23 protein-coding genes and 1 pseudogene are annotated in these 23,045 nt (G+C 55.5%); 10 read left to right on the top strand and 14 right to left on the bottom strand.

The features are described 5' to 3' along the window. The first annotated feature begins 126 nt into the window (after positions 1-126). Complete coding sequence (gene gltS / locus M495_RS23940; protein ID WP_020837656.1) at positions 127-1,338, top strand: sodium/glutamate symporter; 1,212 nt, start codon at positions 127-129, stop codon at positions 1,336-1,338. A 58-nt stretch (positions 1,339-1,396) separates the two neighbouring features. On the opposite strand, the gene recG is transcribed toward gltS, so the two are convergent. Genes recG through gmk form a run of 5 tightly spaced genes read right to left on the bottom strand, consistent with a single transcriptional unit; the run spans position 1,397 to position 7,263 of the window. Continuing rightward, the gene (gene recG / locus M495_RS23935; protein ID WP_041415744.1) at positions 1,397-3,478 is read right to left on the bottom strand and encodes an ATP-dependent DNA helicase RecG; all 2,082 of its coding nucleotides are present in this window, start codon (positions 3,476-3,478) and stop codon (positions 1,397-1,399) included. After that, on the bottom strand, positions 3,475-4,170 hold the full coding sequence (gene trmH / locus M495_RS23930; RefSeq protein ID WP_020837654.1) for a tRNA (guanosine(18)-2'-O)-methyltransferase TrmH: 696 nt from the start codon (positions 4,168-4,170) through the stop codon (positions 3,475-3,477). Before trmH ends, recG begins: the two co-directional genes overlap by 4 nt. Positions 4,171-4,175: 5 nt before the next feature. After that, positions 4,176-6,287, bottom strand: coding sequence for a bifunctional GTP diphosphokinase/guanosine-3',5'-bis pyrophosphate 3'-pyrophosphohydrolase (gene spoT / locus M495_RS23925; RefSeq protein ID WP_020837653.1), 2,112 nt, complete (start codon positions 6,285-6,287; stop codon positions 4,176-4,178). 22 nt (positions 6,288-6,309) lie between these two features. Beyond that, positions 6,310-6,585, bottom strand: a complete 276-nt coding sequence (gene rpoZ / locus M495_RS23920) for a DNA-directed RNA polymerase subunit omega (RefSeq protein ID WP_004953385.1) — start codon at positions 6,583-6,585, stop codon at positions 6,310-6,312. A gap of 54 nt (positions 6,586-6,639) precedes the next feature. After that, complete coding sequence (gmk, locus tag M495_RS23915) at positions 6,640-7,263, bottom strand: guanylate kinase (RefSeq protein ID WP_041415115.1); 624 nt, start codon at positions 7,261-7,263, stop codon at positions 6,640-6,642. Between the two features lie 275 nt (positions 7,264-7,538). Between gmk and ligB the strand changes: the two are divergent. Then, positions 7,539-9,231 (top strand): annotated as a pseudogene (ligB, locus tag M495_RS23910) (NAD-dependent DNA ligase LigB). A 61-nt stretch (positions 9,232-9,292) separates the two neighbouring features. Here the strand turns inward: ligB and M495_RS23905 are convergent. Next, positions 9,293-9,910: a trimeric intracellular cation channel family protein gene (locus tag M495_RS23905; RefSeq protein WP_020837649.1), complete on the bottom strand. Its 618-nt coding sequence runs from the start codon at positions 9,908-9,910 to the stop codon at positions 9,293-9,295. Positions 9,911-10,204: 294 nt separating this feature from the next. On the opposite strand from M495_RS23905, the gene M495_RS23900 reads away from it, so the two are divergent. Then, on the top strand, positions 10,205-10,639 hold the full coding sequence (locus M495_RS23900; protein WP_020837646.1) for a DUF3574 domain-containing protein: 435 nt from the start codon (positions 10,205-10,207) through the stop codon (positions 10,637-10,639). Between the two features lie 31 nt (positions 10,640-10,670). Here M495_RS23900 and M495_RS23895 read toward each other — a convergent pair whose 3' ends face one another. After that, positions 10,671-11,855 (bottom strand): NupC/NupG family nucleoside CNT transporter, encoded by a 1,185-nt coding sequence (locus M495_RS23895; protein WP_020837645.1) that lies wholly within the window; start codon positions 11,853-11,855, stop codon positions 10,671-10,673. A gap of 336 nt (positions 11,856-12,191) precedes the next feature. Here M495_RS23895 and M495_RS23890 point away from each other — a divergent pair, with 336 nt between their 5' ends. Continuing rightward, the gene (locus tag M495_RS23890) at positions 12,192-12,932 is read left to right on the top strand and encodes an SDR family oxidoreductase (RefSeq protein ID WP_020837643.1); all 741 of its coding nucleotides are present in this window, start codon (positions 12,192-12,194) and stop codon (positions 12,930-12,932) included. A gap of 90 nt (positions 12,933-13,022) precedes the next feature. Here the strand turns inward: M495_RS23890 and M495_RS23885 are convergent, their stop codons facing one another. Next, positions 13,023-13,886, bottom strand: a complete 864-nt coding sequence (locus tag M495_RS23885; protein WP_020837642.1) for a YicC/YloC family endoribonuclease — start codon at positions 13,884-13,886, stop codon at positions 13,023-13,025. A gap of 126 nt (positions 13,887-14,012) precedes the next feature. On the opposite strand from M495_RS23885, the gene rph reads away from it, so the two are divergent. Then, a complete protein-coding gene (gene rph / locus M495_RS23880; RefSeq protein ID WP_012147518.1) occupies positions 14,013-14,729 on the top strand; it encodes a ribonuclease PH in 717 nt (238 codons plus the stop codon). 93 nt (positions 14,730-14,822) lie between these two features. Next, on the top strand, positions 14,823-15,464 hold the full coding sequence (gene pyrE, locus M495_RS23875) for an orotate phosphoribosyltransferase (RefSeq protein ID WP_020837639.1): 642 nt from the start codon (positions 14,823-14,825) through the stop codon (positions 15,462-15,464). A 47-nt stretch (positions 15,465-15,511) separates the two neighbouring features. On the opposite strand, the gene slmA is transcribed toward pyrE, so the two are convergent. The 3 genes from slmA to coaBC form a co-directional block, all read right to left on the bottom strand. Continuing rightward, positions 15,512-16,108, bottom strand: coding sequence for a nucleoid occlusion factor SlmA (gene slmA, locus M495_RS23870; protein WP_020837638.1), 597 nt, complete (start codon positions 16,106-16,108; stop codon positions 15,512-15,514). Positions 16,109-16,366: 258 nt separating this feature from the next. Next, positions 16,367-16,825, bottom strand: a complete 459-nt coding sequence (dut, locus tag M495_RS23865) for a dUTP diphosphatase (RefSeq protein ID WP_020837636.1) — start codon at positions 16,823-16,825, stop codon at positions 16,367-16,369. Beyond that, a complete protein-coding gene (gene coaBC, locus M495_RS23860; protein ID WP_020837634.1) occupies positions 16,803-18,020 on the bottom strand; it encodes a bifunctional phosphopantothenoylcysteine decarboxylase/phosphopantothenate--cysteine ligase CoaBC in 1,218 nt (405 codons plus the stop codon). The genes dut and coaBC overlap by 23 nt, the downstream gene beginning before the upstream one ends. A gap of 180 nt (positions 18,021-18,200) precedes the next feature. Here coaBC and radC point away from each other — a divergent pair, with 180 nt between their 5' ends. From radC to mutM, 4 genes are all read left to right on the top strand, one after another. Then, a complete protein-coding gene (gene radC / locus M495_RS23855) occupies positions 18,201-18,884 on the top strand; it encodes a RadC family protein (RefSeq protein ID WP_020837632.1) in 684 nt (227 codons plus the stop codon). Positions 18,885-19,147: 263 nt separating this feature from the next. Next, positions 19,148-19,384, top strand: coding sequence for a 50S ribosomal protein L28 (rpmB, locus tag M495_RS23850; RefSeq protein WP_004931195.1), 237 nt, complete (start codon positions 19,148-19,150; stop codon positions 19,382-19,384). Positions 19,385-19,395: 11 nt separating this feature from the next. Further along, the gene (rpmG, locus tag M495_RS23845; RefSeq protein WP_002208990.1) at positions 19,396-19,563 is read left to right on the top strand and encodes a 50S ribosomal protein L33; all 168 of its coding nucleotides are present in this window, start codon (positions 19,396-19,398) and stop codon (positions 19,561-19,563) included. Positions 19,564-19,642: 79 nt separating this feature from the next. After that, positions 19,643-20,452 (top strand): bifunctional DNA-formamidopyrimidine glycosylase/DNA-(apurinic or apyrimidinic site) lyase, encoded by an 810-nt coding sequence (gene mutM / locus M495_RS23840; protein WP_020837611.1) that lies wholly within the window; start codon positions 19,643-19,645, stop codon positions 20,450-20,452. Here mutM and coaD read toward each other — a convergent pair whose 3' ends face one another. Genes coaD through waaA form a run of 3 tightly spaced genes read right to left on the bottom strand, consistent with a single transcriptional unit; the run spans position 20,453 to position 22,993 of the window. Continuing rightward, a complete protein-coding gene (coaD, locus tag M495_RS23835; protein ID WP_020837609.1) occupies positions 20,453-20,938 on the bottom strand; it encodes a pantetheine-phosphate adenylyltransferase in 486 nt (161 codons plus the stop codon). Positions 20,939-20,941: 3 nt separating this feature from the next. After that, positions 20,942-21,715, bottom strand: coding sequence for a glycosyltransferase family 2 protein (locus M495_RS23830; protein WP_020837608.1), 774 nt, complete (start codon positions 21,713-21,715; stop codon positions 20,942-20,944). Next, the gene (waaA, locus tag M495_RS23825; RefSeq protein WP_020837606.1) at positions 21,716-22,993 is read right to left on the bottom strand and encodes a lipid IV(A) 3-deoxy-D-manno-octulosonic acid transferase; all 1,278 of its coding nucleotides are present in this window, start codon (positions 22,991-22,993) and stop codon (positions 21,716-21,718) included. Positions 22,994-23,045: the final 52 nt, after the last annotated feature.

Raw genomic sequence — 23,045 nt, 5'->3', positions numbered from 1 at the left:
CATTTTTTCTTGTGTTATCAGCGTTTTTTACTTCTAATCCTGCACTCATCAAGTTTTAAAAACTAAGCGGTTTTCTCTAACTTATTATTTATTAATTGGATCTTTTCCCTTACATGGAGTAACTGGATGTTTCATCTTGATACTTATGGCACGTTAGTCGCAGCAACATTGGTTCTGCTCCTTGGGGGCAAATGCGTCACCAGCATCCCCCTGTTGAGGAAATACACCATTCCCGCTCCTGTCGCCGGTGGTTTACTGGTGGCACTCCTGTTGTTAGCCCTGAAAAAGTTCGTTAACTGGGAAATCAGCTTCGATATGTCGCTGAAAGACCCGTTAATGTTGGCCTTCTTCGCCACCATCGGTTTGAACGCCAACCTGTCGCGGTTGCGCGCGGGTGGCAAGGCATTAATGGTATTCCTGTTTGTGGTGCTGGGCCTGCTGCTGGTGCAGAACGCTATCGGCATCGGCATGGCGAAAATGCTGGGTCTGGACCCGTTGATGGGCCTGATCGCCGGCTCGATTACCCTGTCCGGCGGTCACGGTACCGGGGCGGCCTGGAGCAAGTTGTTTATCGAACGCTACGGCTTTGAAAACGCCACGGAAGTGGCGATGGCCTGTGCCACCTTCGGTCTGGTTCTGGGTGGCCTGATCGGCGGTCCGGTGGCGCGTTACCTGGTGAAGCACTCTTCCACCCCGGAAGGCTCGCCGGATGACAGCGTCCAGCCAAGCGGTTTTGAAAAACCGGAGAGCGGCCGTTTGATCACCTCGCTGATCATGATTGAAACCATCGCGATGATCGCCATCTGCCTGAGCCTGGGGCAGTTTATCTCCGGCTTGCTGAGCGGTACGGTATTTGAATTACCCAACTTTGTTTGCGTGCTGTTCGTTGGGGTGATCCTCAGCAACACCCTGGCCTTCACCGGGTTTTATACCGTGTTTGAGCGTGCGGTGTCGGTGCTGGGCAACGTTAGCCTGTCGCTGTTCCTGGCGATGGCGTTGATGAGCCTGCGTTTGTGGGAGCTGGCTTCTCTGGCGCTGCCAATGCTGGCGATCCTGGCCGTACAGACGCTGGTGATGGCGCTGTACGCAATCTTCGTTACTTATCGGGTGATGGGTAAAAATTACGATGCAGCGGTGTTGGCTGCGGGCCACTGCGGTTTCGGCATGGGAGCCACGCCTACGGCGATCGCCAACATGCAGGCGATTACCGATCGCTTCGGTCCATCGCACCTGGCGTTTCTGGTGGTGCCTATGGTCGGGGCGTTCTTTATCGATATCGCCAACGCGATTGTGATTAAGCTGTATCTGCTGTTGCCGGTGTTTCCGGCGATTGGCTGATTAACCGGTCGTAATAACGAAAAAGGCGCCTATCTGGCGCCTTTTCTCTGCCTGAAAATCAGGCATTGGAGTAACGTGCTTTCTCCGGTAGCCAGCGTTCAATCAGGGCTCTGGCATGCTCCGGGTACTGCTGGTGAATATGGCGGGCGACGCGTTGTACTTCCGGGATCATCGCCTGATCGCGCAGCAAATCCGCCACTTTGAACTCAGCACTGCCGGTTTGGCGCGTGCCCAACAGTTCACCGGGACCGCGGATTTCCAGATCGCGTTGGGCAATAACGAAACCGTCATTACTGTCGCGCAGCACCTGCAGGCGCTTTTGCGCCGTTTTGCTCAACGGGGTTTTGTACAACAACACGCAGTGAGATGCTACGGCGCCGCGACCTACGCGACCCCGCAACTGGTGCAGTTGCGCCAGCCCCAGTCGCTCGGGGTTTTCGATAATCATCAGGCTGGCGTTGGGCACGTCGACCCCCACCTCGATCACCGTCGTCGCCACCAACAACTGCAGCTCACCCTGTTTAAAGGCCTGCATTACCGCCTGTTTCTCTTGTGCTTTCATGCGACCGTGCACTAGCGCCACTTTCAGCTCTGGCAGCGCGGTTTTCAATTCTTCCCAGGTGGCTTCGGCTGCCTGGGCTTCCAGCAGTTCGGATTCTTCGATCAGGGTACAAACCCAGTACGCCTGGCGACCTTCTTCCATACAGGCGCTTTTCACCCGCTGAATAATATCGGCGCGCCGGGTGTCTGGAATGGCAACGGTAGTGACGGGCGTTCTGCCCGGTGGCAGTTCGTCGATCACCGAGGTGTCGAGATCGGCATAGGCGGTCATTGCCAGCGTGCGTGGGATTGGCGTGGCGGTCATGATCAACTGATGGGCATGGAAGCCTTGTTCTTCGCCTTTCTCCCACAGTGCCAGCCGCTGGTGTACGCCAAAACGGTGCTGTTCATCGATGATCACCAGCGCCAGACCGGAAAATTGCACCTGTTCCTGGAAGATGGCGTGGGTACCGACCACCATGGAGACCTGCCCGCTGGCAATTGCCTCTTGCTGTGCGATACGCGCCTTGCCTTTTTGCTTGCCGGCCAGCCAACCAACCTCTAACCCCAGCGGCTCAAACCACTGACGGAAGTTATTGGCGTGCTGTTCGGCCAGCAGTTCCGTCGGGGCCATTAACGCCACCTGCTTGCCGTGAGCGATAGCGCGCAGTGCTGCCAGCGCGGCCACCAGCGTTTTGCCGGAACCGACGTCGCCTTGCACCAGGCGCATCATCGGGAAGCCTTTTTGCATATCGGCTTCGATATCGGCCACTACGCGATCTTGCGCGCCGGTGGGGGCAAAGGGCAACTGGGCGAGGAATTGCTTTTTAAGCCGGTCGTCGGGCATTAACGGCAGGGCCTGATAGCTCTGCGCACCGGCTCGTACCGCCAGCATGCTGAGGTTATGCGCCAACAGTTCTTCCAGGATCAGGCGTTTTTGCGCCGGATGCTTGCCCTGTTCCAAATCCGCCAATTGGATATCCGGCGGCGGGCGGTGCAGGGTATGCAGCGCCTGTGGCAGGCTCATCAGACCGCCGCTCAGTTCCGGCGGCAGCAGTTCGGCAATAGCGCAGGTATCCAGCAACTCCAGCGCCTGATCGGTCAGCTTGCGCAGCGTGGCCTGGCGTATGCCTTCGGTGGTGGGATAAACCGGTGTCAATGACTCTTGCAGCTCAACTTCGCTGCTTTCCCCTTGAATGCGATATTCAGGGTGAATAATTTCGGCGCCGTGGTTACCGCGTTTGACTTCACCGTAGGCGGTCACGCGACGGCCGGTGGCCAGGCTGTTTTTCATCGCGGCGTTGAAATTGAAGAAACGCAGGGTGAGCAGGCCGGTACCGTCGCTGATCTGGCTGGTCAGCATCCGCCTGCGTCCAAAACTGATGTCGGTACGCAGCACTTCGCCTTCCACCGTGGCAAAAATGCCAGGCTGCAGATCGTTTATCGGGTAGAGGCGGGTGCGGTCTTCATAGCGCAGCGGCAGGTGCAGCAGCAGATCTTGAATGGTTTCCAGGCCAATCTTGGCCAGTTTGCCCGCCTGGCTGGCGCCAACCCCGGAAAGCGTAGTGAGTGGGACAGCATCCAGCAGACGGCCTTTCATTTGCGTACCGTCGCCTGCATGGCCGCCCACCATTCGGCATCGGCGACCACCTGGCCCTGTTGATCGATATGAGGACGCGGCAGCTTTTTACGCTTGGCCACGTTGGCCAGCACCGGGTAGCCACCTTCAAACAGCAGACGTTGTTGTTCTTCTGCGTCGAGCATACTGTGCTCACGGCGATACAGGCCGGCATTTTGTCGCTGGCGTTGCGCTTCGTACAGGATCAAGGCTGAGGCAACCGACACGTTGAGTGACTGCACCATACCGATCATCGGAATAATGATGTCCTGATCGGCAAGCGCCAGCGCTTCTTCGGTAATGCCGGTTTTTTCCTGGCCCAGCAGGACGCAGGTAGGGCGAGTGTAATCCACTTCGCGAAAGTCTACCGCCCGGGCGGAAAGGTTAGTCGCCAGGATCTGCATGCCCTGGCCTTTCAGATGAGTGACGGCGTCGCCGATAGTGCGATGGGTTTGAACATTGACCCAGCTGTTGCTGCCGGCGGCGGAGGAAACCAGGGTTCGCATGCGTGTAGTTGGCCACACGGCATGCACCTGATGCACGCCGACAGCGTCGGCGGTGCGGATAATGGCGGAGACGTTATGCGGTTTGTGAACCTGTTCCAGGCAGACGGTTAAATCCGGCTGCCGGGTGGCCAGCATTTCACAAATCCGCGCATAGCGTTCAGGGCTCATAAGCGCTAATTTCGGTTACGGTTAACTTTGATGACATCCGGCATGATACGGATTTTACGCATAATATTTGCCAGATGGATGCGATCGCGGGTGGTCAAGCGGATAAAGGCGCTATAAACCCGGCCGTCTTTCTCTTCGGTATTCAGGCTTTGAATATTGGACTCAGCTGCATTGATGGCTGCCGTCAGGTTGGCCAGCGCCCCCTGATGGTTAAACATGTCCACTTTGATCTCGGCAATGAATTCCTGCTCGATGTCTTTATCCCACTCTACCGCCATGAACTTTTCAGGTTCTTTCTGGTAGCCGCGGATATTGCGACAGGATTCATGGTGGATCACCAGGCCTTTACCTGGGCTGACGTGGGCGATAATTGGGTCACCCGGAATAGGTCGGCAGCATTTGGCAAAGGTGATCAGCACGCCGTCTGCGCCCTTGATCGCCAGATTACGAACGCCGGAAGAGGTGCCCAGATTGGACTGATCGCCCTGCAGGTTTTTCGCGACCACGACGCTCATGGCATTGCCCAGGCCGATTTCAGCCAGCAGATCGTCCAGCGTCGCCAGCTTCATGCGATCCAACTCGTGTTGGATATTTTCCGGCGGGATCTCGGCCAGTTTGCGACTGCCGCCCAACGCATGGTTTAACAAACGGCGGCCGAGGCCAACCGAATCATCGCGCTTGAGGTTTTTCAACATCTGGCGAATTTTAGCGCGCGCTTTGGAACTGACGACAAAGTTCAGCCAGGCGGCGTTTGGTCGTGCGCCCGGAGCGGTGATGATTTCGACCGTCTGGCCGCTGGTCAGTGACTGCGACAGCGGGTATGGCTGACGATCAACCCGTGCGCCAACGCAGGCGTGGCCGATATCGGTATGCACCGCGTAGGCGAAATCGACCGGGGTGGCGCCCGCAGGCAATTCAACGATGCGGCCTTCCGGGGTGAAAACGTAAATCTCATCCGGGAACAGATCGGATTTGACGCTCTCAATAAATTCAAACGAGCTACCGGCGCTCTGTTGCAGCTCCAGCAGGCTCTGCATCCAGCGCTGGGCTCGGATTTGCGCGGTGGTGCCGGTTTCGCCCTGTTCTTTCTCTTTATAAGCCCAGTGCGCGGCGACCCCCATTTCGGCCATCTGATCCATATCTTCGGTACGGATCTGCACCTCTACCGGAACGCCATGCGGGCCGATAAGTGAAGTGTGCAGCGATTGATAGCCGTTGGCCTTGGGAATGGCGATATAGTCTTTGACCCTGCCAGGGCGCGGTTTATACAGGCTGTGAGCCTGACCCAGCACGCGGTAGCAGGTATCCACCTCTTTCACGATCACCCGGAACGCATAGATATCCATAATCGAATGGAAGCGCTGTTCTTTCAGGTGCATCTTGAGGTAAATGGAATACAGATGTTTTTCTCGCCCGCTGACGCGGCAGGGGATGCCGGCTTCGGTCAATCGCCCCTCGATTTCGGCGAGAATCTTCTGGATCATCTCTTTACGATTACCGCGAGCGGCTTTCACCACTTCTTTGATTACGCGATAACGGTTCGGATACAACGCCTCGAAACCCAGCTCTTCCAGCTCGGTTTTCAGGTGGTGAATACCCAGACGATGGGCCAGTGGGCTGTAGATTTCCAGGGTTTCACGCGCAATACGCCGCCGTTTGTCGGGGCGCAGCGAACCTAAGGTACGCATGTTGTGCGTGCGGTCGGCCAGTTTAATCAACACGACGCGGATATCCTGCACCATCGCCATGATCATCTTGCGGAAGTTTTCCGCCTGGGCTTCTTTTTTGTCCTGGAATTTCAGCTTGTCGAGCTTGGATACGCCCTCAACCAATTCGGCGACGCTTTTGCCGAACAGCTGTTCCATATCCTGATAGGTGGCTGGGGTGTCTTCGATGACGTCATGCAGCAGGGCTGCCATCAGCGTCTCATGATCGAGACGCATTTCCGCCAGAATACAGGCCACAGCAACCGGGTGAGTAATGTAGGGCTCACCGCTGGAGCGTGTCTGTCCCTCGTGAGCATCACGTGCAACGAGGTATGCCTGTTTGAGGCGCTTAATCTGCTCCTCAGGCAGGTAACGTTGAATCAGCAGATTCAGGCTTTCAAACAGGTACAAGGCAGGCTCGCAGTCTAATTAATTAACGACGACCTTCAGCAATCGCGGTAACCGCTTGAATTTCTGCGGCTTCCTGCTCTTGCTGCTCCTGACGATCGCGAACATCGAGGATCTGGCTGGTGATCAGGCCTTCTTCGATTTCGCGCAGTGCGATAACGGTGTACTTGTCGTTTTCTTCCGGAACAAGTGCATCTTTACCGCCAGTCTGGATTTGACGTGCCCGACGAGCAGCGACCAACACCAGGTCAAAACGGTTACCAATTTTCTCTACAGCGTCTTGAACAGTTACGCGTGCCATATTTGTGCTACTCCACAGGTGACGAAAAGACTGGGCATAATACTGAAACTGTCTTCAGTCTGCCAATAGTTTGCTGATTAAAGCGTCATGCCGCAGTAATTGGCGGCCTAAACGCAGGCGTTCGGCGCGAATTATGGTTTTCAGATCGGACAGTGCCAGATCGAAATCATCGTTCACGATTAAATAGTCATACTCCGCGTAGTGCGTCATTTCCGCCACGGCTTGCGCCATGCGTTTGGCGATCACTTCATCAGAGTCTTGTCCGCGTCCACGAAGGCGACGGCCAAGTTCTTCCTTCGACGGCGGCAATATAAAGATGCTACGCGCCTGGGGCATTTTGGCACGAATTTGTTGCGCGCCCTGCCAGTCGATATCCAGGAAAACGTCTACTCCGGTCGACAGCACCTGCTCAATGGCAGCGCGTGAGGTACCGTAATAGTTGCCGAACACTTCGGCGTGCTCAAGAAACGCATCCTGCTCAATCATTCGGCAGAATTCTTCTTTTGAGACGAAGAAATAATGATCGCCATGTTGTTCACCCGGGCGGCTGTCGCGCGTGGTGTGCGAAACCGAAACCTGCGTGTCGTACAGCGGTTGCGTCTTTAACAAAGCCTGAATCAGACTTGATTTCCCTGCGCCACTAGGGGCAGAGACAATATAAAGCGTGCCTTGAGCCATGATGATATTCGTTGATATGCCAATAACAGCGGATGTGTATTTTCTCCGCACAGTATACACGGCTAACGTGCCGGATGCAGCGTTAGCTCGCATTTTGCCCGCCGCTTTATGCTGAAAAAACCTCAAACAGGGTGGTTTGCGCAGCGTATCGCCAAATTTTGACGGTTTTCTGCAATGCCGGCAGGCGTTAATCGAACCGCTGCGCAGAACGCCTCATGGGCCATTGTCTTGCTTTCCTCTTCCGGCTTTACTGCCGGTTATCAGGGTGGTGAAAGATGCGCAAAAGTGTCATGAGAATAGGGATGATGCTGCTGGTCGGTTTGCTGTGCAGTGAGACTGTTCGGGCGCAAGCCTGTCCGGCGTGGCGCCCGGTGCGGATGCAACTGGAGATAACCGCCTTAAAAAACCAGCTTGAACGATGGGACGTAGCTTATTACCAGCAGGGCAGCAGTTTAATTGAAGATGAAGTCTACGACAGCCTGCGCGAAAAGCTGCGGTTATGGCAGGGTAGCGCCGGAGGAGGGGGCTGGCCCGCTTTTACCCGAAGGCAAGGTGCCGCACCCGGTGGCGCATACCGGGTTGCGGAAATTGCCGGATCTTGCCGCCGTCGACCAATGGTTAAAGGGGCGTAGTGATCTCTGGGTTCAACCCAAAGTGGACGGTGTCGCCATCACGCTGGTTTATCACGACGGAAAACTGACGTCGGCGATCAGCCGAGGGAACGGACTGAAAGGCGAGAACTGGCTGGAAAAAGTGCGGACTATTCCTGCGGTGCCGGTCAGTATTAAGGGGGCCCCGCCAACGTTGATTCTGCAGGGCGAGCTGTTTCTGATGGTGAACGGTCATCAACAAAAGGTCAGCGGCGGCATCAACGCCCGTGCCAAGGTCGCCGGTGCGCTGATGAAAAATAAACCCTCGCTGCTACTCCAGCAGATCGGTCTGTTCGTCTGGGCCTGGCCGAACGGTCCGCAGGAGATGGCGCAGCGTTTACGCCAGCTTGCTGAAATGGGTTTTCCTCTTGCCCTGACTTTTTCGCAGCCGGTGAACTCCTCGGCGGAGGTGCAACAATGGCGAGAGCATTGGCATAAAACCGCTTTGCCTTTCGTCACCGATGGTGTGGTGATCCATCAGGCACACTCACCCCAGGGGCTCTACTGGCAAGCCAGGCCCGGTGATTGGGCCGTTGCCTGGAAGTATCCGCCCGTGCAGCAAGTGGCGAGGGTCAATGGTATTGATTTCAATATTGGTCGCACCGGAAAAATTGCCGTGGTGCTGCGGCTTGACCCCGTCAGGATGGACGATAAATGGGTGACGCGGGTTAACCTCGGCTCGCTACCACGTTGGCGAAAATGGGGGGTTGTGCCCGGAGATCAGGTAACCATCAGCTTGATGGGACACGGCATTCCACATCTCAATAACGTGGTCTGGCGCGTAACGGACCGGTCGCTGCCCAGTGCGCCGTCTGCTGAACGTTACCACGCGTTGAGTTGTTTCAGTTGGAGACCGGATTGCCGTCAGCAGTTTCTTGCCAGACTGGTGTGGTTGAGCGGCCCGCAGGGGTTAAGTTTGCACGGCGTCAGTGAATCCACCTGGCAGACGCTGATCGATCAGGGGTTAGTGCGGCATTTGCTGGATTGGCTGCTGCTAACGCCGGAACAACTGATGGCCGCCCCCGGGATCGGCGGTAAGCGAGGGCAAAGCATTCACCGGCAATTTCAGCAGGCGCGACAACAACCGTTCGCGCGTTGGCTGCTCGCTTTGGGTATACCGCTTTCCCCGCAGCAAACGATGGCGCTGACAAACTGGCATCAGGTCCAGCAAATGTCCCCCGTGGCGTGGCGGCAAATCGTCGGTATTGGTGCAAAAAGGGCACAACAGATTGCCGATTTTCTCCAGCACCAGCCTGTCTTGGCGCTGGCCAGCACCCTGGGCTCACAAGGGATTGTGGGTTTTGCCAGCGCGCCTTGATGTGATGTTCCTCTTGGAGTCCATCAACAACGGGATTGCCTATGCTGTTATGGTGCCCTTATTAATGATCCGGATGCTGATAGTTAAACACCGGTAGACCCAGCCGAAAGCGCAGAGCAATCAGTCGGGCGCTGAGGCCGGCCACCAAAGTGATGATCACCACCATATTATGTGGCAGGCTGAAGTGTTGCAGACCGATGTACAGCCAGGCGGCGGCGAAGGAGATACCGGCGTAGATTTCTTTCTGGAATACCAACGGAATGCGGTTGCAGAGCATATCGCGCAGAACGCCGCCGAATACGCCGGTGATCACCGCGGCAATCGCGGCAATGATGGCACCGTGGCCCATGTCCAGCGCGACCTGTGCGCCGATGATTGAAAATACAATCAGCCCAACGGCATCCAACACCAGAAAAAGACGGCGCAGGTGACGCATCAAGGGGGCCAGCCAGGTGGTGACGATCGCGGCAATGGCAACGATAACGATATATTCAGGATGTTTGACCCACCCCAGAGGGAAATGCCCGAGCAACATGTCGCGTACCGAACCGCCACCGATTGCCGTGGCAGAGGCAATAATAATGACGCCAAACATGTCCATTTGGCGGCGGCCGGCAGCCAGTGCGCCAGTCATGGCTTCGGCAGTAATACCGATGATATAAAGAATGCTCAATAACATAAGATATTCACAGGGTGGGCGGGAATGAGTGTCATGGTGGCAGGGTAATAGCCGCGAGGACATAGCACCACTGAGTTTTTCTAACCGATGGCAATTCGGATTACTTTAGTTAATCCATTTTTTGTTTTATTTGCTTATCCATTGCCTTTTGTAACCTTATTTTATTCAAGAAAGCATTAGATATTTCGCATTGGTTTCTATTGCTGACTATGCTTTTTGCATGCGATCCCGAGGCCGCTTGGCGGTGAGGGATCTCTGGCTGATGATGGCGTTTACTGAGGAACATGAAGATAAATGAAAGCTACTTCCCTGCTGGCGGCGGCTGCCGCTGTGACCATCCTGTTGAGCGGTTGCGTTGCGCCGGTTCAGAACACCGGGCCGCAAAAATCGGCGACCTGCCAGGTTGGCGATCCTATGGTCCAAACTACGCTTTATTTTGGCCTTAATCGCCCTGCGGGGCCGGCGATCGGTGCTGCCGAATGGCAGAGTTTTGTCGATCGGCAAGTGACGCCGCGTTTTAAAGATGGGTTATCGGTATTTGATGCCAAAGGACAGTGGTTGGGTAATGACGGCAAGCTGGCGCGCGAAAACAGCAAAGCGCTGATGCTGATTCATGCGCCGGGCAAGGAAAGTGAAACCCATATTGAGGCATTGCGCAGCAGCTATAAACAACAGTTTGCACAGGATTCCGTGATGCGGGTTGATGCGCCCGTGTGCGTCGCGTTCTGATAAGCTCCCGGCCCGCAGGCCGGGATAGTGTTTACAGTACCAGTCCGGCGATGGCTGCCGAAAGCAGGCTGACCAGCGTGGAACCATAGACCAGCTTCAAACCAAAACGAGAAACCACGTTACCTTGTCGCTCGTTAAGCCCTTTGATTGCCCCGGCGACGATGCCGATAGAGGCAAAGTTGGCGAAAGACACCAGGAATACCGACAGAATGCCCAGGCCGCGCGGTGACAGCTCCGTAGCGATTTTCTTCAGTTCGATCATTGCCACAAACTCATTGGCCACCAGTTTGGTCGCCATAATGCTGCCTGCTCGTAGCGCATCCGGTGCCGGGATACCGATCAGCCAGGCCAGTGGATAGAATACATAGCCCAGGATTTGCTGGAAGCTGATGCCGAACACGGCGGAGAACAGAGCGTTTACCGCTGAAATCAGCGCAATAAAGCCAATCAGCATGGCGGCGATAATCATCGCGATTTTGAAGCCCGCCAGGATGTACTCGCCCAGCATTTCAAAGAAGCTCTGGTCTTCATGCAGCTTGCTCAGTTTCAGTTCGGGTTCATCGTCCAACTGATAAGGGTTGATGATCGACAATATGATGAAGGTACTGAACATGTTGAGGATCAGCGCGGCTACCACGTATTGCGCATCGATCATCGACATGTAGGCACCGACGATGGACATGGATACCGTCGACATGGCGGTGGCTGCCATGGTGTACATGCGACGCGGCGAGATATCGCCGATGATGCCCTTGTAGGCGATAAAGTTTTCAGACTGGCCGAGCACCAGCGTGCTGACGGCGTTGAAAGATTCCAGTTTGCCCATGCCGTTAACCTTGGACAGCAGGGTGCCGACCAGACGGATAATCAGCGGCAGAATGCGGAAATGCTGCAAAATACCGATCAGCGCGGAAATAAAGATAATCGGGCATAACACGCCCAGGAAGATAAACGCCAGCCCGTCCTTACTCATGCCACCAAACACAAAGTCGGAACCCTGTGCGGCGTAGGTCAGCAGCGTTTCAAAGAAACCGGCAACGTGCTTGATGACGCTCAGGCCGCTTTCTGAATGCAGGAAGAAATAGGCGAGTGCGCCTTCAATGACTAAAAGCTGAATAATATAACGCAGGCGGATTTTCTTGCGGTCATTACTGACCAGTAGTGCCAGGGCGATGATCACCACCAGGGCAAAAATAAATTGCAGAATTTGCGGCATAAAGAGTCCGTACGGCTTAACGGGCAGGAAAAAACACATTTAGCCACAGCTCTCCCGGCCTTTCATTACATTACGTGATAATTAGAACAAAATACTTTCGGTAAGCCGGGTAAGTTGCCGATTGTCATCCTCTCTTACTTATCGGCAGTTTTTCATAAATAAATTCAACGCGAATTTCACGGCGAGAGTCGCTTGTGACCCGGTTTTTTACGGCTGTACTATACTTCAGCCTTTGCGATGGCTTATAAATCGCAGGGGTATTTTTGGCTTCACGACACATCGCGACATCCGGTTCTATAACGGAGGCTTTATGGCCTTTTTGCTGAGGAGAACTGTATGAACCAGATTTCAGGCAAGGTTGTGATTATTACCGGCGCCAGTAGCGGATTGGGCGAGGCGACAGCTCGCCATCTCGCCGCTCGGGGCGCAACGTTGGTATTGGCAGCGCGTCGCAAAACGCGTCTTGATGCATTGGCGAATGAAATCATCGCGGCCGGGGGTAAAGCGCTCGCGGTAGCGGTAGATGTCACTCGCCGTAACGACGTGGAGGCAATGGTCGATGCCGCAATAACGGAATTTGGGCGCGTTGATGTGTTGGTGAACAACGCAGGGTTAATGGCGATAGCCCCGCTGAGCGCCACCCGGGTCGACGAATGGGAACGGATGATCGATATCAACCTCAAAGGCGTGCTGTATGGTATTGCCGCTGTGCTACCGGTGTTCGAGCAACAGCAGAGCGGTCACTTTATCAATGTCGCCTCCGTCGCCGGTCTGAAGGTGCTTAGCCCGGGCGGCGCCGTTTACAGCGGCACCAAGTTTGCGGTACGCGCTATCTCCGAAGGCTTGCGTTATGAGGTGGGGGCACATATTCGCACCACCATTATCTGTCCGGGAGCCGTGGATTCCGAACTGAAGCTTGGCACCTCGGACCGGGAAAGCGTGAAGTTCGTTGAGGCGTTTTATCAACAGGCCATCCCGGCGGATTCCGTAGCGCGTGCCATCGCTTATGCCATCGAGCAACCGGCGGAGGTGGATATCAACGAAATTGTTTTGCGGCCAACCCAAGAGCTGTATTAAGCCGCATACCACCGCCGCGCCTTTTCAGGTGCGGTCTTCTGCGCCATAAAAAAAGCCCGCTAACGCGGGCTTAAGCCAGGAGTGAATAGGTTACTCGATATTCTGGATCTGTTCGCGCATCTGCTCGATCAACACTTTCAGCTCGATGGCTGAAGTGGTCACTTCGGCATTGATGGACTTGGATGCCAGCGTGTTGGATTCGCGGTTGAACTCCTGCATCATAAAGTCGAGGCGACGGCCCACGGCTTCTTTCTTCTTCAGGATGTTGTGCGTTTCTTTTACGTGAGCTTCCAGGCGATCCAGCTCTTCGGCAACGTCAATACGCTGCGCCATCAGCACTAGCTCTTGCTCCAGGCGGGTGTTTTCCAGCTGCACCTGGGCTTCTTCCAGTTTGCTGACCAGACGCTCACGCTGCCATTGCAGAATGTTGGGCATTTGGGCGCGAACCTTGATTACTTCAGCGCTCACGCCTTCCAGACGCTGTTCGATCAGCGCTTTCAGTGCGGTGCCTTCGCTTTCGCGAGCCACAATGAAGTCATCGAGTGCACCATCCAGCGCTTGCATCAGTTGTGCACTGATGGCGTCCAGATCCTGCTCTTGAGCAGACATCACGCCAGGCCAACGCAGGACGTCGATAGGATCGATTTCCCCTTCGTCGCTCTGCATTTTTACCCAGTTGGCGGCTTCAACCAGCTGCTTGGCCAGTTTTTCGTTCAGGATCATCGAGCTTTGCGCGCTCGGATCCAGCTCAAAGCGCAGGTTGCACTCCACTTTGCCGCGGGTCAAACGACCACGAATGCGTTCGCGGATCACCGGTTCCAGGCTGCGGAATTGTTCCGGCAGACGGATGTAGGTTTCCAGATAGCGTTGGTTAACGGAACGCAGCTCCCAAGCTGCGCTGCCCCATTCACCCTTGATTTCTCGCCGAGCGTAGGCTGTCATGCTGCGGATCATTGATGCGTACCCGTAATAGGAAAAGATGGAGCGATTATAGCGTTGGACCTTCGGGCAGGATAGGCATTACGTCACGAAGCCCGTATAATGCGCAGCCAATCGTTGATAAGAAGCCGGAGAGAGCCCATGCGTCCTGCAGGCAGAGCACCACAACAAGTTCGCCCACTGACACTGACCCGTCATTATACCAAACACGCAGAAGGCTCAGTGCTGGTTGAGTTTGGCGATACCAAAGTTTTGTGCACCGCCACGGTAGAAGAGGGTGTGCCGCGCTTCCTGAAAGGTCAGGGCCAGGGTTGGATCACCGCTGAGTACGGCATGTTGCCGCGTTCCACCCACAGCCGTAACGCCCGCGAGGCCGCCAAAGGCAAGCAGGGTGGCCGCACGCTGGAGATCCAGCGCCTGATTGCCCGTTCGCTCCGTGCCGCGGTAGATCTGAAAAAACTCGGTGAGTTCACCATCACTCTCGACTGTGACGTATTGCAGGCCGATGGCGGTACCCGTACCGCGTCCATTTCCGGCGCCTGCGTTGCGCTGGCCGATGCGTTGAATGCGCTGGTAGCCAACGGCAAGCTGAAAGCCAACCCGATGAAAGGGCTGGTGGCGGCGGTTTCCGTCGGTATCGTTAACGGCGAAGCGCTGTGCGATTTGGAGTACGTTGAAGACTCTGCAGCAGAAACCGACATGAACGTGGTGATGATGGAAGATGGCCGTATGATCGAGGTGCAGGGCACCGCCGAGGGCGAGCCGTTCAGCCATGATGAACTGTTGGCGCTATTGGCGCTGGCCCGAGGGGGCATCGATACCATCTTCCAGGCGCAGAAAGCGGCGCTGGCAGACTAATTTTTTAAGGCGACTCAAGAGTCGCCTTTTTTACGCCCGGCGATCGGGCGGCAGTATTAACAGATCTAACCGACCAGACGAGGAGAAGCAGTAATGAAAGCCTATCAGCGCCAGTTTATCGAGTTCGCGCTTAACAAGCAGGTATTGAAATTCGGCGAGTTCACCCTGAAATCCGGCCGCACCAGCCCGTATTTCTTTAATGCCGGCCTGTTTAATACCGGGCGTGATCTTGCGCTACTCGGGCGTTTCTACGCTGAAGCTCTGATGGATTCCGGTATCGAGTTCGATCTGCTGTTTGGTCCTGCTTACAAAGGTATCCCGATTGCCACCACCACGGCGGTGGCTTTGGCAGAGCACCATGAGCGCGACGTGCCTTACTGTTTTAACCGTAAGGAAGCCAAGACCCATGGCGAAGGTGGCACGCTGGTAGGCAGCCCGCTACAGGGCCGCGTGATGCTGGTGGACGATGTGATCACTGCCGGTACGGCTATCCGTGAATCCATGGAAATCATCGGTGCCAGCGGCGCAACGTTGGCCGGCGTGCTGATTTCACTCGATCGTCAGGAACGAGGTCGTGCGGATATTTCGGCCATTCAGGAAGTTGAGCGTGACTATCACTGCAAGGTGATTTCCATCGTGACGCTGAAGGATTTGATTGTTTATCTCGAAGAAAAGCCAGAAATGGCGGATCACCTGGCGGCGGTGCGCGCCTATCGTGAGCAGTACGGGGTCTAACTCAGTATCTACGTTACCGGGCGCGTAGAATGCGCCCGGTAACGGGTTTATTGCAGCTGTGCCGCCAGCAGTGGCCAGCGGCCATCGAACTCTTGGGTTGGGCGATAGCGGAATTCAGATCGCACGTAGCGCGACAGCATCCCCTCGCAGAACGCCAGCAGCTGGCTTGCCAGCAGCGTTTCGTCCACGATAAAGCCTTTGCCTTCCCGCAGTTTTCGCTCTTTCAGTACCTGACGCAATTGCGCTTCAATGCGTTCAAACAGCTGGTTGATGCGGCCTTGCAGGCGATCCTGTTCAAACATCAGCGCATGGCCGGTCATGATTCGCGTCAGGCCAGGGTTGCGTTCGGCGAACCCCAATACCAGCAGCAAAATCAGGCGCAGGCGGTTAAAGGTCTCTTTTTCATCCTGCAAAATCAGGTTGATGCGCGTGATCAGGCTGTCTTCAATAAACTCGATCAGGCTGTCGAACATCCGTGTTTTGCTGGGAAAGTGCCGGTAGAGTGCAGCTTCGGAGACTCCGACGTTAGCGGCAAGTTTAGCGGTGGTAATACGTTGGCTACCGTCGCTGGACTCCAGCATCTGGGCTAATGCCTGCAGTATTTCCTCGCGCCGATTCCTTTTGATATTTTCTTTTTCTGCCATGTCTGATTAGACCCTTGCTAAAACTGCTTAGACTTTCGGAAACCCGGGCACCGGCCGTTGCAGAGAAAGCTCTGTGCGGCTTATGTGATAGCTTTTTTACGATGCTGGGGTCAGCGGCCTTAACGACCTGTATTCTCCGTGCGCCCTGGTGTGCGCTGTAATCGTAGTCGGCCAAATCTTGCCATGGAGCTGTCCTTCTCCGGGGTAGCAAGATTTAAGGCGACAATTCCTTGTCGTCGGTCAGGTATCAGGCAGCGCTTAGTGGCGGCCAGAGTGGCCAAAGCCACCGGCACCGCGTTCGCTGCTGTCGAACTCTTCTACCAGATTGAATTCAGCCTGAACTACCGGCACGAACACCATCTGCGCGATACGTTCACCTGGCTCAATAGTGAAGGATTTCTGACCACGGTTCCAGACGGACACCATCAGCTGGCCCTGGTAGTCGGAGTCGATCAGGCCGACCAGATTGCCCAGTACCACACCGTGTTTATGGCCCAGACCGGAACGCGGCAGGATCACTGCGGCAAGATCGGTGTTGGCAATATGAATAGCCAGGCCCGTTGGCAGCAGCGTGGTTTCACCCGGCGCCAACTCGACAGCGCTGTCCAGGCAGGCACGTAGATCAAGGCCTGCGGAACCTGGGGTGGCGTAGGTCGGTAAAGGGAAGTCCTTCCCGATACGCGGGTCGAGGATTTTAACGTCGATTTTTTTCATCATAACGGCTGACTATCTCGTCTATTAAACGTTGGCCAAGGAGTGCCTTGTCGCTCAGCGGCAGGCGCTTTTCTCCATTCTGCCAAAAAAGGTGCAAGGCATTGGTGTCACTGTTAAACCCATGCTCTGCAAGCGATACATCGTTAGCGCAAATTAAATCCAGTTTCTTACGCGCCAGTTTTTGTCGCGCGTATTCTTCCACATTCTGGGTTTCGGCAGCAAACCCCACGACAAAAGGCCGATTTTTGGTCATCGCGGCGACGCCGGCAACGATATCGGGGTTTTTTACCATTTTGAGGATGATTTCATCACCCTGTTTTTTTATTTTTTCATCGGAAATCTGCTCGGCACGGTAATCGGCCACGGCGGCACAGGAAATAAAAATATCCTGTTGGCCGGCGCTTTGCTGGACCGCCTGCTCCATTTCCAATGCGCTGATCACGTCTACCCGGGTGACCGATGGCGGCGTCGGCAGAGTGACCGGCCCCGCGATCAGCGTGACCTGCGCACCGCGTGCGGCGGCGGCGGCGGCGATGGCAAAGCCCATCTTGCCGGAGCTGTGGTTGCTGATGAAACGAACCGGATCCAGCGCTTCGCGCGTGGGGCCGGCGGTGAGCATAATCTTTAAATGTTTCAGATCTTGCGGTGCGGAGAAATGGCTGTTCGCCAGTTCGACGATTTCCAGCGGATCGAGCATGCGGCCTGGGCCGACGTCGCCACAGGCTTGACTGCCGCTGTCAGGCCCCCAGAGCAGCATACCGCGCGCTTGTAGCGTCTGCAGATTGGCCTGGGTGGCGACGGCGCGGTACATTTGCTGGTTCATGGCGGGTGCGGCAGCGATCGGTGCCGCCGTGGCCAGGCAGACGGTGGTCAGCAGATCGTTGGCCATTCCGGCGGCGACGCGCGCCAGCAGATCGGCGGTAGCCGGCGCCAGAATCACCAGGTCCGCCCATTTGCCGAGCTCAATATGGCCCATGGCAGCTTCGGCGGCGGGATCCAGCAGATCGTCCGAGACCGGGTAGCCGGAAACGGCCTGCAGCGTCAGCGGCGTGATAAAGGCTTTCGCCGCGCCTGTCATTATCACACGCACTTCCGCGCCTCTGTCACGCAGGCGGCGTACCAGTTCTGGGCATTTGTATGCGGCGATACCGCCACTGATGCCAAGCACAATATGTTTGCCGGAAAGTCCCGTCATCATGATTGTCCGATTGAATCCGAAAGATGTGCCATTTTAGCATAACCGTCCGACAGGTGAGTGATTCCGCTGCGCCTGCAACGCGTTACATTGTGCTTTGCGCAGCACTTCGCAATGTTATCAAACACCTGTCGTGAGCTGCTTCGCTGCGTGGCATGCTGTGGCGTTTTTGGGAGGGTGTTAATGAGCAGTCAGGTAATCACCCTGTGGCAGGATACATTGGCGCCACGGGAAAAATTGTTGCGTTACGGGGCGTCGGCATTGTCCGATGCGGAGCTGCTGGCCATTTTCCTGCGCACCGGCTTTCCCGGCGTGCACGTTATGCAACTGGCAGAGCAATTATTGGCGCAGTTTGGCTCGCTGTATCACCTGATGTCGGCAGACCATTCGGTTTTTTGCAGTCACAAGGGGCTGGGTAATTCCAGTTATGCCCAACTGCAGGCGATTTCGGAGCTGGCGTTCCGCTTCTTTTCCAGTCATCTGGCACAGGAAAATGCCATGCTCAACCCCAGGATGACCCAGCATTATCTGCAAAGTTTGCTGGCGCACCATGAAAGGGAAGTGTTTTTGGTATTGTTTTTAGACAATCAGCACCGTGTTATTCGCCATCAGGAGATGTTTGCTGGTACCATCAGCAGCGTCGTCGTACACCCGAGAGAAATTGTGCGTGAAGCGTTGAAGGCTAATGCGGCCGCCATTATTCTGGCGCATAATCATCCTTCGGGTAAGGCTGAACCCAGCCACGCCGACCGTTTGATAACTGAGCAAGTGGTTAATGCCTGCCTGTTATTGGAGATCCGAGTGCTCGATCATTTGGTTATAGGTCGGGGTGAATGCGTCTCTTTTGCCGAACGCGGATGGCTTTAAGCGATTTTTTCGCGATCCTTATGGGATCTTTAGCTGTTCGGGACTTGAGCACTTACGCTTCAGAGCGTATACTACGCCACCTTTGAGAATCTTGGGTTTGGCGCAAGAGCCTATCTCAGCAGGTTTCTAACCTGATGTGTGGTTTCTGACCTGATGACGAGAGTCTCCTCAGTATGAAGTTTGCTGAGATGGGCTCTAAAAGCCTGACGAGGCGGCCATACCCTATACGAAGCTCGAGCTGATTTGATTTTTGGAGAATAGACATGTCCCGAGTCTGCCAAGTTACTGGCAAGCGCCCGGTGAGCGGTAACAACCGTTCCCACGCAATGAACGCGACCAAACGCCGTTTTCTGCCGAACCTGCACTCACACCGTTTTTGGGTTGAGGCTGAGAAGCGCTTTGTAACTCTGCGTGTATCTGCTAAAGGTATGCGTGTTATCGATAAGAAGGGTATTGAGACGGTCTTGGCCGATCTGCGTGCCCGTGGTGAGAAGTATTAAGGAACTGAATCATGGCTAAAGGTGTTCGCGAGAAGATCAAGCTGGTTTCTTCTGCTGGTACTGGTCACTTCTATACCACCACGAAGAACAAGCGTACTAAGCCGGAAAAATTGGAACTGAAGAAATTCGATCCAGTTGTCCGTCAACACGTACTGTACAAAGAAGCTAAAATTAAATAATTTTAGTGGATTAATAAAAACCCGGCCTCGGCCGGGTTTTTTGTTTTATAAAGGTAGGAAATCAACGGGAGAGCGCCAGATGCCTGAATTACCAGAAGTTGAAACCAGCCGACGCGGGATTGAACCTTATCTTGTCGGTCACAGCATTCAATATGCGGTGGTGCGTAATGCCCGCCTGCGCTGGCCGGTTTCCGAGCAAATTCTGGCGCTGAGCGACCAACCGGTGCGCAGCGTGCAACGCCGTGCCAAGTATCTGCTGATTGAACTGGACCACGGTTGGATTATTGTTCACCTGGGCATGTCCGGCAGCCTGCGCATGCTGGCTGAGGAAACCGAAGCCGGCAAGCACGACCACGTCGATCTGGTGATCAGCAATGGCATGACCCTGCGCTATACCGATCCCCGCCGTTTTGGCGCCTGGTTATGGTGCGAGGATCTGGCGGCCAGCAACGTGCTGGCGCACCTGGGGCCGGAACCGCTAAGCGAAGCCTTTAACGGCGCTTACCTGTACGAAAAGTCACGCAACAAGCGCACGCTGATCAAACCCTGGTTGATGGATAACAAGTTGGTGGTCGGGGTAGGCAACATCTACGCCAGTGAATCGCTGTTTACCGCCGGGATCTTACCAGGCCGTCCAGCGGGCTCGCTGAGCAAAGCGGAGGCGGAGTTATTGGCGGAGACCATCAAGGCGGTGTTGCTGCGTTCAATCGAACAGGGGGGCACCACGCTGCGCGATTTCCTGCAGTCAGACGGTAAACCGGGTTATTTCGCGCAGGAGTTGCAGGTGTACGGCCGTGCGGGGGAGCCTTGTCGCGCATGCGGCACGCCGATTGAGTCTGCCAAACACGGGCAGCGCAGCACATTTTTCTGCCGTCGCTGCCAGCGCTGATTAGTGTTCGGCGAGCTTTTCGAACAATGCCTGAGTGACTACGGCCGGCAGGAAAGGTGAGATATCGCCGCCGTGCCGTGCAACTTCCTTCACCAGGGTGGAGGAGATGAACGACCACTCTTCGGAAGGCATCAGGAACACGCTTTCCAATGTCGGCATTAAATGGCGGTTCATGTTCGCCAACTGCAATTCATATTCAAAATCAGAGACCGCACGCAAGCCGCGTACCAGAATATTGGCATTCTGATGGGCGGCAAAGTGCGCCATCAGTTCACTGAACCCCAGCACTTCCACGTTATCCAGATGCGACGTCACCTGGCTGGCCAAGGCTACGCGTTCATCCAACGTGAACAGCGGCTTTTTGCTCGGGCTGGCAGCAATGGCCAGGATGACATGGTCGAACATCAAAGATGCACGAGTCACCAAGTCCAGGTGACCGTTAGTCATGGGATCGAAAGTACCGGGATAAATGGCTTTACGGGTCATGATTCACTTCTCTGAATAGTTGCGGCCCAATGCCCAGAGTGCGGCATATTTATTGAAGGTATATTGCGCGTTGACCACGGCTAACAGCAACCCCTGTTTACCGTCTAGGAAGCCGGCACGCAGCAGCCAGGTTTTGCAAAAGGCGCCAAGGGTGTGGGTCAGTATCGACAGATAGCTGCAGCGCTTGCCAGCCTGGTGGCGTTGAATGGCCCACTCTTCGGCATAACGCAGCTGTTTGCGTTGAAAGGCAAAGAAGTCACGGCAGGTCAGGTGCAGCAGGTCGCCGCTAAGGGGCACCACTTTCGCCCCGTCAGTATTGAGCGACTCGTGCACCAGATTGTCGTTATAGCGATAACGCCGATTGGCATACAGGCGGTTGACGCGATCGGGATACCAGCCGCTGTGGCGCATAAAGCGCCCCAGGAACAGGTTGCGGCGTGCGCAGCTGTAGACCTTATTCTCATCTGGCGCGGCCAGCGCTTGTTCAATCGACTGGCGCAATTCCGGCGTAACGCGTTCGTCGGCGTCAATCATCAAAATATAGTCGTGGCTGGCGTAACTTTGAGCCAGTTGGCGCTGTTTGCCGAAGCCCTGCCAGTCGGTATGGGTGAATACTTTGGCACCCAGGCTTTTGGCAACGGCGACGCTGTCATCCTGGCTGCCAGAGTCGAGCATGATGATTTCGTCTGCCCAGGCAACGGAGTGCAGGCAATCCGGCAGCAGCCCGGCCTCGTTCTTGGCGATAATCACCACCGACAGGCTTTTACGGTCGCTCATTTAATGGCTCCGAGGCGGCAGGTGCGGTTCCAACAGTTGCAGCAGGCGTTGCAGCGCTCCCTGGTTTTGATACAGCACTTCCACCGCGTGGCGGCCGTAATAGCGACGATAGTCTTCATCGGTGAGCAATGTAGCCACTTCCTTGACCAGCGCTTCCTCGTCGGTCACGGTGATCAACCCTTCCGCTTGCGACAGTTTGGCGCAAATGTCCTTGAAGTTGAAGGTATGGGGACCCATCAGTACCGGAATGGCATGTGCCGCGGCTTCCAGCGGGTTGTGTCCGCCACGTTCCACCAGGCTGCCGCCAACGAAGGCCAGATCGGCAATGCCGTACAGCAGCATCAATTCGCCCATAGTATCGCCGATCACCACCTGAGTACCGCCGGAAGGGATTTCACCGCTGCTGCGCAGGGTGTAACTGAAACCAGCTTTTTGTACCAGATCTTTAGCGGTAGCGAAGCGTTCCGGGTGGCGAGGCACCAGGATCAACAGCAGGTCAGGGTGTTTCTCCAGCAGTTTTCGGTGTGCAGCCAGCAGAATGCTTTCTTCACCTTCATGGGTGCTGGTGGCGATCCACACCGGGCGACGGGGCGCCCATTGACGGCGCAAAGTGACCGCGCGTGCGGCCAGTTCCGGAGTAACGGAAATATCGAATTTCAGGCTACCGGTAACGGTAAGCTGTGAGCGCTTCAGGCCTAGTTCGATAAAGCGCTCGCCATCTTCCTGATTTTGCGCGGCGATCAGCGTAATACGGCGCAGCATATCGCGGACAAAACCGCCGATTTTTTTATAACCGGCGGCTGAGCGGGCAGAGAGGCGGGCGTTGGCGATCACCAGCGGAATTTGGCGCTGATGCAATGCGTTAATCAGGTTGGGCCACAGCTCGGTTTCCATGATGATGACCAGCTTGGGATTCACCTGATCCAGGAAGCGGCGCATCGAGCCAGGCAGATCGTAAGGCAGATAAACGTGATGCACGTCTTTACCGAAGGCGGACTGCACGCGTTCTGAACCTGTCGGGGTCATCGTGGTCACAGTAATCGGTAAATAGGGGTAGCGGTGGCGTAGCGCGCGGACCAAGGGGATGGCGGCCAGCGTTTCACCCACGGAGACGGAATGCAGCATAATCCCGCCCGGCACGACTTTACCGGCGCAGAAGCCATAGCGTTCTGCCCAGCGTTTACGGTAGGCTGGAGCTTTGCGGCTGCGCAACAGTAAGCGGAGCCAGATCAGGGGTTGGATAAGGTAGAGTAGTACCTGATATAAACGCAGCAACATTCTATCAATTTCATTTATATGGGTTATTCAGAATAGTACCATAACTGGAAGG

It is taken from the genome of Serratia liquefaciens ATCC 27592 (assembly GCF_000422085.1).
GTDB classification, from domain to species: domain Bacteria; phylum Pseudomonadota; class Gammaproteobacteria; order Enterobacterales; family Enterobacteriaceae; genus Serratia; species Serratia liquefaciens.
The sequence above is the reverse complement of the archived record's forward strand: the minus strand, read 5'-3'. Positions and strand labels throughout refer to the sequence as shown.

Excerpts from the sequence above, each read along its gene's own strand:
- gltS (WP_020837656.1), top strand. The coding sequence starts at position 127 with ATGTTTCATCTTGATACTTATGGCACGTTAGTCGCAGCAACATTGGTT.
- recG (WP_041415744.1), bottom strand. The coding sequence starts at position 3,478 with ATGAAAGGCCGTCTGCTGGATGCTGTCCCACTCACTACGCTTTCCGGG.
- trmH (WP_020837654.1), bottom strand. The coding sequence starts at position 4,170 with ATGAGCCCTGAACGCTATGCGCGGATTTGTGAAATGCTGGCCACCCGG.
- rpoZ (WP_004953385.1), bottom strand. The coding sequence starts at position 6,585 with ATGGCACGCGTAACTGTTCAAGACGCTGTAGAGAAAATTGGTAACCGT.
- gmk (WP_041415115.1), bottom strand. The coding sequence starts at position 7,263 with ATGGCTCAAGGCACGCTTTATATTGTCTCTGCCCCTAGTGGCGCAGGG.
- M495_RS23905 (WP_020837649.1), bottom strand. The coding sequence starts at position 9,910 with ATGTTATTGAGCATTCTTTATATCATCGGTATTACTGCCGAAGCCATG.
- M495_RS23900 (WP_020837646.1), top strand. The coding sequence starts at position 10,205 with ATGAAAGCTACTTCCCTGCTGGCGGCGGCTGCCGCTGTGACCATCCTG.
- M495_RS23895 (WP_020837645.1), bottom strand. The coding sequence starts at position 11,855 with ATGCCGCAAATTCTGCAATTTATTTTTGCCCTGGTGGTGATCATCGCC.
- M495_RS23890 (WP_020837643.1), top strand. The coding sequence starts at position 12,192 with ATGAACCAGATTTCAGGCAAGGTTGTGATTATTACCGGCGCCAGTAGC.
- M495_RS23885 (WP_020837642.1), bottom strand. The coding sequence starts at position 13,886 with ATGATCCGCAGCATGACAGCCTACGCTCGGCGAGAAATCAAGGGTGAA.
- rph (WP_012147518.1), top strand. The coding sequence starts at position 14,013 with ATGCGTCCTGCAGGCAGAGCACCACAACAAGTTCGCCCACTGACACTG.
- pyrE (WP_020837639.1), top strand. The coding sequence starts at position 14,823 with ATGAAAGCCTATCAGCGCCAGTTTATCGAGTTCGCGCTTAACAAGCAG.
- slmA (WP_020837638.1), bottom strand. The coding sequence starts at position 16,108 with ATGGCAGAAAAAGAAAATATCAAAAGGAATCGGCGCGAGGAAATACTG.
- dut (WP_020837636.1), bottom strand. The coding sequence starts at position 16,825 with ATGATGAAAAAAATCGACGTTAAAATCCTCGACCCGCGTATCGGGAAG.
- coaBC (WP_020837634.1), bottom strand. The coding sequence starts at position 18,020 with ATGATGACGGGACTTTCCGGCAAACATATTGTGCTTGGCATCAGTGGC.
- radC (WP_020837632.1), top strand. The coding sequence starts at position 18,201 with ATGAGCAGTCAGGTAATCACCCTGTGGCAGGATACATTGGCGCCACGG.
- rpmB (WP_004931195.1), top strand. The coding sequence starts at position 19,148 with ATGTCCCGAGTCTGCCAAGTTACTGGCAAGCGCCCGGTGAGCGGTAAC.
- rpmG (WP_002208990.1), top strand. The coding sequence starts at position 19,396 with ATGGCTAAAGGTGTTCGCGAGAAGATCAAGCTGGTTTCTTCTGCTGGT.
- mutM (WP_020837611.1), top strand. The coding sequence starts at position 19,643 with ATGCCTGAATTACCAGAAGTTGAAACCAGCCGACGCGGGATTGAACCT.
- coaD (WP_020837609.1), bottom strand. The coding sequence starts at position 20,938 with ATGACCCGTAAAGCCATTTATCCCGGTACTTTCGATCCCATGACTAAC.
- M495_RS23830 (WP_020837608.1), bottom strand. The coding sequence starts at position 21,715 with ATGAGCGACCGTAAAAGCCTGTCGGTGGTGATTATCGCCAAGAACGAG.
- waaA (WP_020837606.1), bottom strand. The coding sequence starts at position 22,993 with ATGTTGCTGCGTTTATATCAGGTACTACTCTACCTTATCCAACCCCTG.